Source organism: Clostridium sp. 1001275B_160808_H3, from assembly GCF_015550425.1.
In the GTDB taxonomy this organism is placed as follows: Bacteria; Bacillota; Clostridia; order Clostridiales; family Clostridiaceae; genus Clostridium.
Genome location: NZ_JADNAT010000016.1, coordinates 78,428 through 91,107, shown reverse-complemented (window position 1 = coordinate 91,107; position 12,680 = coordinate 78,428). Strand labels below are relative to the sequence as shown.

General features: G+C 28.4%; 9 protein-coding genes. 8 read left to right on the top strand and 1 reads right to left on the bottom strand.

The genetic code is table 11. The annotated features are described in order from the left end of the window. Positions 1-100: 100 nt before the first annotated feature. The 7 genes from I2A75_RS18000 to I2A75_RS12870 all read left to right on the top strand — a co-directional run bounded on the left by I2A75_RS18000 (position 101) and on the right by I2A75_RS12870 (position 9,221). Positions 101-280, top strand: coding sequence for an HAD hydrolase family protein (locus tag I2A75_RS18000; protein WP_243242166.1), 180 nt, complete (start codon positions 101-103; stop codon positions 278-280). Between the two features lie 572 nt (positions 281-852). Beyond that, positions 853-1,926, top strand: coding sequence for a sugar diacid recognition domain-containing protein (locus I2A75_RS12895; RefSeq protein WP_195265119.1), 1,074 nt, complete (start codon positions 853-855; stop codon positions 1,924-1,926). A gap of 96 nt (positions 1,927-2,022) precedes the next feature. Further along, positions 2,023-3,279 (top strand): GntP family permease, encoded by a 1,257-nt coding sequence (locus tag I2A75_RS12890; protein ID WP_195265117.1) that lies wholly within the window; start codon positions 2,023-2,025, stop codon positions 3,277-3,279. Positions 3,280-3,304: 25 nt separating this feature from the next. Next, entirely contained in the window at positions 3,305-4,435 is a 1,131-nt protein-coding gene (locus tag I2A75_RS12885; protein ID WP_195265115.1) for a glycerate kinase, read from the top strand. Positions 4,436-4,912: 477 nt separating this feature from the next. Then, complete coding sequence (locus I2A75_RS12880) at positions 4,913-6,640, top strand: ABC transporter ATP-binding protein (protein WP_195265113.1); 1,728 nt, start codon at positions 4,913-4,915, stop codon at positions 6,638-6,640. Further along, the gene (locus I2A75_RS12875; RefSeq protein ID WP_195265111.1) at positions 6,640-8,424 is read left to right on the top strand and encodes an ABC transporter ATP-binding protein; all 1,785 of its coding nucleotides are present in this window, start codon (positions 6,640-6,642) and stop codon (positions 8,422-8,424) included. Before I2A75_RS12880 ends, I2A75_RS12875 begins: the two co-directional genes overlap by 1 nt. A gap of 80 nt (positions 8,425-8,504) precedes the next feature. Beyond that, on the top strand, positions 8,505-9,221 hold the full coding sequence (locus I2A75_RS12870; RefSeq protein WP_195265109.1) for a hypothetical protein: 717 nt from the start codon (positions 8,505-8,507) through the stop codon (positions 9,219-9,221). 135 nt (positions 9,222-9,356) lie between these two features. Here I2A75_RS12870 and I2A75_RS12865 read toward each other — a convergent pair whose 3' ends face one another. Continuing rightward, on the bottom strand, positions 9,357-11,381 hold the full coding sequence (locus tag I2A75_RS12865; protein ID WP_195265107.1) for a methyl-accepting chemotaxis protein: 2,025 nt from the start codon (positions 11,379-11,381) through the stop codon (positions 9,357-9,359). Positions 11,382-11,611: 230 nt separating this feature from the next. On the opposite strand from I2A75_RS12865, the gene I2A75_RS12860 reads away from it, so the two are divergent. Continuing rightward, positions 11,612-12,667, top strand: a complete 1,056-nt coding sequence (locus tag I2A75_RS12860; RefSeq protein WP_195265105.1) for a PTS sugar transporter subunit IIC — start codon at positions 11,612-11,614, stop codon at positions 12,665-12,667. The last annotated feature ends 13 nt before the right edge of the window (positions 12,668-12,680 follow it).

The window sequence follows — 12,680 nt, the reverse complement described above, 5'->3', positions numbered from 1 at the left end:
TTTATACAAAAAACTTGCGAAACCTTGATATATAAAGATTTTAAAAGAGAAGTAGTGTAAAAAAACTTTACACTAACGAAAAAATAAGGGGGAGATAGGAATGAAGAAAAGTGATTATAAGTTGGTATGCATAGACTTAGATGGAACTCTATTAACAGATGACAAGAAAATTACAGATGAAAATATAGAAGCAATAAAGAAAGCTATTAATAGTGGAGTAAATATATGTATAGCTACAGGGAGAATTTGTAGATCATATAAAAGATGCTTTAGGGGTTAGCGCTAAGGTAATAGCTTCAAATGGAGGAGTAATTTTAACAGAGGATGGAAATTTAAAATTAAATACATTAAGCTGTGATAAAATTTTAAAATTGAAGGAATTATTAAAGACTATGATGTAGATACATATTTAAATACTGAAAATGAAATAATTTCGGGAAAACACATTCCAAATGAATATAGTTATGAAAAAATAAATGAAGGTTTAGGAAATAAGCATAAAGTAAATATAATTGAAAACTATCCATTTGAAAATCTAGCTATAGATAATAAATATAAAATAGCTAAGGCAATTTGTATAAATAAGAATAATTTAAAAATTATTTTTCTATTTTTAATTATTTTATTATGATATATAAATATTGCCGATATATCTATAAAAAAATAAGTATTTATATGATTATAAGGTAATTTATATATTGTTATACCTATTTGAGTATATATATGTGTGTATTGAGTAATATCATCATTTTATATATAATTTATTATTGTATATAAGATGATGATATTACTCTTATTTAAGAAAAAACTAGTATAATTGAGTACTTGCTATATTTATAGAGGTGAAAGAATATGATAAGTAAAAATTTAGCACAAAAAATTGTTGATAAAATGATGGATATTATTCCTTATAATGTGAATATTATGGATAAAAACGGAGTTATAATAGGGAGTGGAGATGAGTCAAGAATAGGACAACTTCATTTAGGAGCTATAGAGTCTTTGAAGTTAAAGAAGGCTACAGAAGTCAATAAAGAAAACAATGGGGTTAAACCAGGAGTAAATATTCCAATAACTTTGAATAATAGAATAATTGGTGTTATAGGAATTACAGGTAATCCAAGAACAGTAAGGCCTTTTGGAGAAATAGTAAGAGTCACATCCGAACTTCTTATAAATCAAGAATACAGTATTCAAAAATATATAGTAAAAAATAAAATAAAAGAAGAATACTTATATGAATGGCTGTATAGAAAGGAAGTTTATGATAAAGAATTTATTGAAAGAGGAATAGAAGTAGAAATAGATATTCAATTAAATAGAACAATTGTATTAATAGAATATAGAAGGAGTAATAATGACATTCTAAGGAAAACTATAGATTCTTTTATTAAAAAAAATGAGTTTATAATACATATAAATTCAAATAGATTAGTATTAATATTAAAATCTAAAATAGATAGTATGGAAAAACGTATAGAAGAGTTAATTGGTGATAATAAAGAGGAAATAGTAAGAGTTATATATAATAAGGCAGAAGAAGTATTAGCTAAATCATTTTATAAACTTTTGAATGCTTTAAATATAGCAAATAAATTAAATTTAGAAGCAACAATTATTTCATTAAAAGATATAAATTTCTTATCGGAAGTTGATAAGATGACTAAGAATAAAGATAATAAGGAAATAATTGAAAAATTAATAAAACATGGAGGTGACCTTTTAGAAACCTTTATTGTTTTTGTTGAGTCTAATTACGAAAAACAAATTACATATAAAAATTTACATATACATAGGAATACTTTAGCATATAGAATAGCTAAAATAGAGGAATTAACTGAATTATGCTTTAATAATGCAATAGATTGTTATAGGCTTACCAGTGCTTATATTTATTATAAAGTTATTTATTCAAGTGCACAATAAAAAAGCTTGTAAGTTTGTGTCTCTGAACAATGTAATCATTTACTATTAGGGGTATTATATGAATATATTCATGAGAAGTAGGAAGGGGAGATATTAATGGATATAACTGTTACAGCCTTAGGGGCAATAGTTGCTTTAATTATAGCAATTACATTAATAATAAAAAAGGTTCATCCAGCTTACAGTTTAATAATTGGAGCAATAATAGGAGGGTTAGTTGGAGGTGCATCTCTTGTTGAAACAGTAACATTGATGATTAATGGTGCTAAGGGGATGATGCCAGCAATTTTAAGAATCTTAACAGCTGGTATTTTGGCTGGTGTATTAATTAAATCTGGAGCAGCAGCTAAAATAGCCGAAACAATAGTAGAAAAAATAGGGGAATCAAAAGCTTTAATAGCTTTAGCTATTGCAACAATGGTATTAACTATGGTTGGAGTTTTTATAGATGTAGCTGTAATAACAGTATCACCTATAGCACTTGCCATAGCAAGAAAGATTGGATTAAGCAAAACATCGATTTTATTAGCAATGATTGGGGGAGGTAAGGCAGGTAATATTATGTCACCTAATCCTAATTCAATAGCAGCGGCTGATAATTTAGGAGTTTCTCTTACAAACGTTATGATGGCGGGAATAATTCCTGCAATCTTTGGATTAATTGTTACTTGTATAATTGCACAAAAAATCAAGAATAAAGGCTCAAGAGTAGAATTAGAGAATAGCTCTGAGAAATTTGAAAATAGTCCAAGCTTCTTTAAAGCATTGGTTGGACCATTAGTAACTATTATTCTACTAATGTTAAGACCAATTGCTAAGATAGAAATTGATCCATTAATAGCTCTTCCAGTAGGGGGATTAGTAGGAGCTATAGCAATGGGAAAAATTAAAAACATTAATGAATATGCAACCTTTGGTTTAGGAAAAATGAGTGGAGTAGCAATATTATTAATAGGTACAGGAACTTTAGCAGGAATTATATCTAATTCAGGATTAAAAGATGTAATTATAGAAGGAATAAATATATTAGGTTTACCTAGCTTTGCATTAGCACCAGTTTCAGGGATACTAATGTCTGCTGCAACAGCATCAACAACATCAGGAACAGCAGTAGCAACTTCAGTTTTTGGAAGCACTATATTAGAATTAGGGGTACCAGCACTAGGAACAGCTGCTATGATTCATGCAGGAGCAACAGTATTAGACCATTTACCACATGGAAGCTTCTTTCATGCAACAGGTGGCAGCGTTAATATGAGTATGGGAGAAAGACTAAAACTTATACCATATGAATCAATGATCGGATTAACAATGACTTTAGTTTCTACAATAATATTTGGTATAATATTATAATTATAGTTGGATGGAGATGAATTACATGAAGTTTATATTAGCACCAGATTCATTTAAAGAAAGTATGACATCAAAAGAGGCTTGTAATGCTATGGAAAGAGGGATAAAAAAGGTAATTAAAGACGCGATATGTATAAAGGTTCCTATGGCAGATGGTGGAGAAGGAACTGTAGAAGCCTTAGTTGAGGCAACTGGAGGAAAAATTGTAAATACAGTAGTCACAGATCCTCTTGGAGATAAAAAGATAAATGCTATGTATGGAATATTAGGAAACGGTGAAAAAGCAATTATTGAAATGGCAAGTGCAAGTGGAATTCACCTTGTTGAAAGAGAAAAGAGAAATCCTTTAATTACAACTACATATGGTACAGGTGAGTTAGTATTAGATGCCATAAATAGAGGTGTAAAGCATATAATAATTGGAATCGGAGGGAGCGCTACTAATGATGGTGGGGCTGGAATGATTCAAGCATTAGGTGGCCATTTATTAGATAAAGAAGGTAATGAGTTAAATTTTGGTGGTAGTGAATTAATTAAATTAAATGCTATAGATTTAACTAATTTTGACAGTAGATTAAAAAACGTTACATTTGAGGTTGCCTGCGATGTAAACAATCCTCTTATAGGAGAAAATGGTGCTTCAAGAATATTTGGGCCACAAAAAGGTGCAACAGAAGAAATGATTATACAACTAGATATGGCATTAAATAATTATGCAGAAGTAATTAAAAGGGAACTTGGAATTGATGTAGCTAATGTTGAAGGTGCTGGAGCAGCTGGAGGACTTGGAGCAGCTTTACTTGCCTTTTTTAATGGAGAACTTAAAAGAGGGGTAGATTTAATTATAAAACATACTGACTTAGAAAATAAAATCAAAGGAGCAGATATTGTATTTACTGGAGAAGGTGCAATAGATAGTCAAACTATATTTGGGAAAACACCTATGGGAGTAGCTTCTGTAGCTAAAAAAAATGGAGTAAAAACAATTGCCTTTGCAGGTAAGGTTGGAGATGGTGTAGAAAATCTTTATAATGTAGGAATAAACTCAATATTTGGAATCATGAGAGGTGTATGTTCTTTAGAGGAAGCTCTTAAGAATGGAGAAATTAATCTTGAGAAAACAGTTGAGAATTTAGTTAGAACATTAACCTTATAATGCTAAAAGTTAAAAAAGGTCTACATCAAAATAAATTTTCATATTAGCCGATAAAAAGGGAAGTTCTAATTCAAATTTCTCTTTTTTCGCATACACAAATAATAGATAAAAATTTCTATTTAAGTTTAAAAAGTTTTCAATTAAGTGAAATCAATGGTTTAAAAGGGGCTCGCGTTTCGTGAGGCCCTTTATAAAAATAAAAGATTAAACTTTTTAAGGAAATAAAGCCTATTTGAAATTGAATAAATTTTATATTAAATAGATTTCTGAGGTTTTACCTTTTTTATTTAAGATAAATATAATGAAGGGGAAAGTAAGGTGTATTGGAAAACTTTGTGGATTTTTCCTTTAAGCTATGCTACAATGTAATGAAAATTGCATATGTGGTTTAAAGAGATGAAATAATAGTAATAGTCTAATTATTTCATTTTTATTTATATTGAAAAGAATTGAAAGAAGAGGAGTGATTACGCAGCAATGAAATTATTATTAAAGTATTTAAAAAATTATAAGGCGCTTCTTATACTAAATATTATATCAGTCTTTGGTTTTGCTTTAGTTGAATTAGGAATACCTACTATCATGGCAAAAGTTATAGATAAAGGAATAGTAAATAGCGATATTAATTATGTAAAAAGAATGGGGATAATTATTTCAATTATTTCAGTTATTGGAGTTCTTGGAACAATACTTTTAGGATTTTGTTCATCAAGAATTTCTACAGGGATAACAAGAGATATGAGAAATGATATTTTTAAAAAGTCACAAGAATTTTCACATACGGAGTATGATAAGTTTGGGGTATCATCAATGATAACAAGAACTACAAATGATGCATTTGTCCTTTTACAATTCACCAATACACTTTTAAGAACAGCATTATTAACACCTGTAATGTTTACAGTGAGTTTAATAATGATACTTAGAACAAGTCCTTCATTATCTGTAGTTCTAGCTATAACAATTCCATTCATAATACTAGGAGTTGTAATTATAGCAAAGGTATCTGAGCCACTATCAGAAACTCAACAAAAGAGACTAGATAAGCTAAATAGAATATCAAGAGAAAACTTAACAGGAATAAGAGTTATAAGAGCCTTTGGTAACGATAATTATGAAGGTAAGAGATTTGATGAAACGAATGAGTTATATGCACAAGTTTCTAAAAAGCTTCATAAGCTTATGGCTATATCTCAGCCAATGTTCTTCTTCCTTTTAAATTTAGCAATCATAGCAATATTTTGGATATCAAGTAAAATGATAAATGTAGGAACTCTTCAAGTAGGACAATTAGTAGCATTTATTGAGTATTTATTTCATGCTATGTTTTCAATTATGTTATTCTCAATGGTGTTTATAATGTATCCAAAAGCCCAAGTTTCAGCTCATAGAATTAAAGAAATATTAGATGAAGAACCTATAATAAAGAGTCCAGAAAATGGAGTTAAAGATACAGAAATTAAAGGGTTAGTAGAATTTGATAATGTATCATTTATATATCCAAATGGAGAAGAAGCAGTGCTTAAGGATATTTCTTTTACTGCTAAAAAGGGTGAAACAATTGCTTTTATAGGAAGTACAGGTAGTGGGAAAAGTACATTAATAAACCTTATTCCAAGATTTTATGATGTTACAAAAGGTAGCATCAAAATAGATGGAGTAGATGTAAGAGACTATGACTTAAATGCATTACGTAAAAAGATTGGATTTATACCTCAAAAGACGCTTTTATTTACAGGTAGCATATCAAGCAATATTAAATTTGGCAAGAAAAATGCAGATACAGGAGAAGTAGAATACTCTGCAAAAGTTGCTCAAGCTTATGACTTCATTTCGCGTAAACCTAAAAAATTTGATGAGGTAATAAGTGAAGGTGGATCAAATGTATCAGGAGGACAAAAGCAAAGGCTTTCAATAGCTAGGGCGATAGTTAGGAAGCCAGAAATATATATATTTGATGATAGTTTTTCAGCTTTGGACTTTAAGACAGATGCTATTTTAAGAAAGAGACTCAAATCAGAAACTAAGGATTCGGTAGTGTTAATAGTGGCACAAAGAATAGGTTCAATAATGGATGCTGATAAAATAGTGGTCTTAAATGAAGGAGAAGTAGTGGGGATTGGAACTCATAAAGAATTACTTAAGAATTGTGAGATTTATCATGAAATAGCATCATCACAACTTACAGAGGAGGAACTTGCATAATGAATAAATTTAAAGCAGTAGTAAAGAAAATTACTCCTTTTGTAAATAAATATAAATGGTCATTTCTTGGAGCAATACTATTTATAGTATCAGCAGCAATATTTACAGCATTAGCTCCAAGAACAGAAGGTTTAATTATTACACAATTAACTAAAGATTTTGAAGCTATTATAAAAGGAATTCAAGGAGCTTCAGTGAATTTTGATTATATTATTAAAATTTTAATTTTATTATTCTTTGTTTATATAGGTAGCGCAGGATCTACATTTATAGCAAGCTTCTTATTAACTAATGCAATTCAAAATACAATGAAAGATATAAGAAATGCAGTACAAAAAAAGATAAGTAAGCTTCCTATAAGATATTTTGATAGTAATAGCTATGGAGATGTATTAAGCCGTATTACAAATGATGTAGATACTATTTCTAATGCTTTACAACAAAGTTTTGTTCAAGTAGTTAATGCATTCTTATCATTAAGCTTAGCACTTATAATGATGTATTCAATAAATGTAAAACTAGCACTTTTAGCAACTCTTATAATTCCCTTAAGCATTTTAATTACAAAAGTAATAGTAAGTAAATCTCAAAATTTATTTAACAAGCAACAAGCAGCATTAGGTAAGCTTAATGGGAAAGTACAGGAGCTTTATACAGGTTTTAATGAAATTAAGTTATATGGAAAGCAAGATGATGCTATAAAAGAGTTTATGGAAGCAAATGAAGAGCTTAGAGCAACAGGATTTAAAGCACAATTTATATCAAGTATAATGTCGCCTTTAGTTGGACTTGTGAGCTATTTAGGAATTGCAGCAGTTGGAGTTGTTGGAGCTATAACAGCAATAGCAGGCAGAATAACAGTAGGTAACCTTCAAGCATTTATACGTTATATATGGCAAATAAATCAACCCTTATCGCAAGTAACTCAATTATCATCAGCAATACAATCAGCAGTAGCAGCAGCTCATAGAGTATTTGAATTTTTAGATGAAGAAGAAGAAATAAAGGATATAGAAAAACCTATAGAACTTGAAAATCCAAAAGGAAATGTAACTTTTGAACATGTAAGATTTGGATATAGTGATGATAAGATTTTAATAGAAGATTTAAGTGCAGAAGTTAAAAGTGGCCAAATGGTAGCAATAGTTGGTCCAACAGGTGCTGGAAAAACTACATTAATTAATCTTTTAATGAGATTTTATGAAATTAAAGGTGGATCAATAAAAATAGATGGTGTAGATATAAGAGATATGAAACGCGAAGATTTACGCTCAATATTTGGAATGGTACTTCAAGATACTTGGCTATTTAATGGTACTATATATGATAACATTGAATATGGAAGATTTGGGGCGACAAAAGAAGAGATAGTAGAAGCAGCTAAAATAGCTAATGTTCATCATTTTATAAAAACTCTTCCTGATGGATATAACATGTTTTTAAATGAAGAGGCATCTAATATTTCACAAGGGGAAAAGCAACTTTTAACAATAGCTAGAGCAATCCTTAAAGATCCAGCTATATTAATTTTAGATGAAGCAACAAGTTCTGTAGATACAAGGCTAGAATTATTACTTCAAAAAGCTATGAGAAATATAATGAAGGGAAGAACTAGCTTTGTAATTGCTCACAGACTATCTACAATAAAAAGTGCTGATTTAATATTAGTAATAAATGAAGGGAATATAATTGAACAAGGAACACATGATGAATTAATGAAAAAAGGTGGCTTCTACGAAAATTTATATAACAGTCAATTCGCAGATAAAGAAGCATCTAATTAATAGATATAAATTATTAGTATCCTATAAAGAATAAGTGCATATTTTATATTATAAATAATTATGCCTTTAGGAGTGGGATATTGAAATCTAAAAATACTTACAATAGTAAAAAGAATAAAGATCATTGTTCCTCTTCAAAAGAGATAAGGAGTTATGAAAAAAATAATTCTTCTAAGTCGCAAAATAATGATGAAGTAGGAAATAGAAAAAATAACATAAATAGAAATAAACAATATAGTACTAATGAGAATAATATTAAAGATAAATTAGATAATGGAAAAATATACTTTGAACATATAGATGAAAGAGCAGAAGAAATAAAAAATGATAATGAAGCAGAAATAAATAATGATAATGAAGCAGAAATAAATAATGATAATGAAGCAGAAAATAATAATTCTCAGAATAATGCAAGTGTTCCTAATAGAGATGAGTTATTTTCTCAATTGAAGACATTAAATTTATCTATAGATACATTATATATTATAATATTAGCTACATTTTTAAATCTTTATTATTTATATAGTCTAAAAGCACAAGTTTCAGATCAATTATTTAATACAAATGAATCAGATCAATTTATTGATACTAAGAATTTTCCTAAAATAACTAATGCAATGTTTTTGTATTCTACAGGAATATTTTTAGATATTAACTATAAAGGTTTAGAAGAGGCAAAGATTGCAAGTAGACAAAGTAATGATAAAAGAGGCATAATTAAAGCTTGGAAATCATTTTTATCTAGTTTACTAGTTTTCCTTGCAACTGCTATAAGTAGAGATAATTTAGAGTTGTAATATAAAAAAGAGCCGTAATATTGAAGTTCACCTTAGATATATTTATTTAATATCTAAGGTGTAAATCATATTTACGACTCTTATTGTTTATATATAAATTATAAATTTATTGATTAACATAAAGAAAAGTTTTTGTTAATCTATTTTAAATTTACTAAGTTTATCTAATATTGATTTAGTTAATGCACTTAAATGTTCAGCAGAATCAGCAACTTTTTCACTTGAAGTAGATAATTCACTTGATGAAGCATATATTTCTTCTGTAGCAGCACTTAGTTCTTCAGAAATAGCAGAAGAATTAGTTATATTTTCTATTATATTTTGCTTTCGTTTAGATATGCTTTCAGAATTTTTATCTAAGGAATTTATTTCTTTAGATACTTCAAGGACCAAAGAAATAATCTCATCAAAGCTAAACATAACTTTTGAGGTTTCATTTATTTGGTTTATAAATAATGAACTAATAGAGTCATTTTCTTTTACAATAACAGAGGTTTGAGTAAGTACATTTTGTACTATTGAAGTAATTTCTCTTGATGAAGTTTTACTTTCTTCTGCTAGTTTTCGTATTTCATCAGCAACAACAGCAAATCCTTTTCCTGCCTCTCCAGCTCTAGAAGCTTCAATAGCAGCATTTAAAGCAAGTAGATTAGTTTGTTCAGAAAGAGAGTTTATTACATCAGTTATAGATGTTATATTATTTATATTTTCTTTCATACTTAAAATAGTATCACTAAATGTTTTAAAATTATTTTCTAAAGATTTCATAGTTAATACCAATTCACCTATATCTTCATTAGATGAAGTAGATTTATTATTAATATTTGCTACCATAGTATTAATATTAGAAATAGATGTAATTATAGAAGTTAAATTAGTATCAAATGTATCCATATCAGCCGTAATACTAGAAAGTTGGTTAGCTTGACTATATGTACCTTGAGAGCTTTCCTTTGTAGCAGCAATAATATTTTTACATGAAGTTAAATAATCCTCGGACATAGTATTTAGATTTAGGGATTCTTCCTCTAAGGTATTTGATGAATCTTTTATGGAAGAAATCATATCTTTTAATGAATCTTGAGATTTATCTATTGAATGAAGTATTTCTCCTATTTCATCTGATTTCTTTAATTCCTTATTAGGTAGTACTTGTGAAAAGTTACCTTTTGCAAAATTTGAAACTATATTAGAAACTAACTTTAATCTTATACTAAGTTTATTAGAAAATCTGTAAGCTAGTATCATTGAAATAATTAAAGATATAATACCAACAGTAATTACTATTTTAAGAATTGTATCAACTACCATAAATAGATCAGAACTATCAACCATAAGACCTACTGACCAATTAAGTCCTGGAATATTTTGATACGAAATTACTCTTCTAGTTCCATTAAAACCATATTCATCAAAGCCATTTTCTCCAGATTTCATTTTTTCAACACTTTTAGCAAGCTCAGCTAATGAAGTATTTGTTTTAGCTATTTCAATAATGTTTTCTTCTTCTTGAACTCTTTTATATTCATAATGAGCTATAGTTGTACCATTATTATCTATTAGACATGTTTTTCCTGTGTTCCTAAATGTTATTGTACTTATCTTATCTGATACTTCTTTAGCATCTCTAGCAAAAGCTAATACCCCTACTATTTGACCATTATTTTTTATTGGAGCAGAATAAACCATTAAAGTTTTTCCAGTAGTTTTATCAGTTAATGGGCTACTAACTGTTGGAGTACCAGACATAGCTGTTTTAAAATAATCTCTATCTGAAATATTAACAGTTTGTCCACCACTATTTAAGCCATTTCCAGATTTATCTGCAATTAATATTCTATCAAGACTATACTGTGAAATGTATCCATTAAGAGATACTAAATTTTTTTGAATATCTGAATATGAAGACATTGATACAGTGGAAGCTAGTGTTTCAGATAACATAATATATTTATTTACATATTCATTTAATTCGCTAGCACTTCTTTTTGTTAATTCTGACATCATATTTAGAGAGTCATCTTTTATTTGTTTATTTACTGCTACTGTTGTTATAGCGGTTAGAACCAAAAGTGAAGATATCAATAATATTGAAAAGAGTAATATTATTTGTGTTTTTATTGATTTGTTCTTTTTTAATGATTTGTTTAAATTTTTCATTTTTACCCTCCTATTTATTCTTATTTATATATCGAAATATGGAATGGAAAACTTTATAAAAAAAACATCTAAAATACAAATTTCTCTTAAAAGTTTACATTTAATTCTATATTATGGAAATAAAAGTGAAAAATATAAAATATAGCTAAAATTTGACAAAGAAAACAATATAATGTATATTTAAAATGAATTTTTTAAATACATAATAAAATCAGAAGGAGAGTAAAATTATGAGTAACGAAAAGATGACAGCTAAGCAGTTTATGGACAAGCTGTTAGCAGGGTTAAGCGTTGGTATAGTAGTGGCTCTTATACCAAATGCTTTATTAGGTGAATTATTAAAGGTAATAATTCCTCATTTTGCCCCAGCACAAACAATTTTTGATATAACTTTACTTGCAATGAGACTTTCACCAGTGGTAATAGGTGTTTGTATTGCAATGCAATTTAAGTTAACTCCAATTCAAATTACAGCAGTTGGAATGGCAGCAGTAGTTGGATCTGGCGTAGCAAGTGTTGGAGAAAATGGTGCATTTATATTTGCAGGAACAGGGGATGTAATTAACGTTGCAATTACTGCAGCTATAGCAGTTGGAATTGTAATGCTTTTAGGTAATAAGCTAAAGGCGTATACAATATTGCTAGTGCCAGCAATAGTAGTAATTGTTGCAGGAGGAATTGGTATTTTTATATTACCGTATGTTAAAGGAATAACATTATTAATTGGTGATATAATCAATAAATTTACAACGTTACAACCGATATTAATGGGAATATTAATATCTTTATGTTTCGCATTCTTAATAATATCACCTTTTTCAACAGTTGCAGTTGCAACAGCAATTGCTCTTGGGGGAATAGGATCAGGAGCAGCAAATTTAGGAGTTGTAGCAACTGGTTTTGGACTAGCTATTTGTGGATGGAAAGTAAATTCTTTTGGAACTTCAATAGCACATTTCTTAGGATCTCCTAAGATGCAAATGGTGAATTTCGTAAAGAAGCCTATAATGATGGTGCCAATTTTTTGTAATGCAGCTATATTAGGAGCATTAGCTGGAATATTTAATATTCAAGGAACTCCTATGAGTGCTGGATTTGGTATTTCTGGATTAATAGGACCAATTAATGCTTTAAATTTAATGGGTGGATATACAACAATGAATGTAATAATTGTTACTATAATATTTGTGGTTGCTCCAATAGCATTAGGAATATTATTTAATTACATATTTACTAAAACTGTAAAAATAGTTTCAGAAGAAGATTATAAATTAACATTTGAATAGAAATGGATATATG

Excerpts from the sequence above, each read along its gene's own strand:
- I2A75_RS18000 (WP_243242166.1), top strand. The coding sequence starts at position 101 with ATGAAGAAAAGTGATTATAAGTTGGTATGCATAGACTTAGATGGAACT.
- I2A75_RS12895 (WP_195265119.1), top strand. The coding sequence starts at position 853 with ATGATAAGTAAAAATTTAGCACAAAAAATTGTTGATAAAATGATGGAT.
- I2A75_RS12890 (WP_195265117.1), top strand. The coding sequence starts at position 2,023 with ATGGATATAACTGTTACAGCCTTAGGGGCAATAGTTGCTTTAATTATA.
- I2A75_RS12885 (WP_195265115.1), top strand. The coding sequence starts at position 3,305 with ATGAAGTTTATATTAGCACCAGATTCATTTAAAGAAAGTATGACATCA.
- I2A75_RS12880 (WP_195265113.1), top strand. The coding sequence starts at position 4,913 with ATGAAATTATTATTAAAGTATTTAAAAAATTATAAGGCGCTTCTTATA.
- I2A75_RS12875 (WP_195265111.1), top strand. The coding sequence starts at position 6,640 with ATGAATAAATTTAAAGCAGTAGTAAAGAAAATTACTCCTTTTGTAAAT.
- I2A75_RS12865 (WP_195265107.1), bottom strand. The coding sequence starts at position 11,381 with ATGAAAAATTTAAACAAATCATTAAAAAAGAACAAATCAATAAAAACA.
- I2A75_RS12860 (WP_195265105.1), top strand. The coding sequence starts at position 11,612 with ATGAGTAACGAAAAGATGACAGCTAAGCAGTTTATGGACAAGCTGTTA.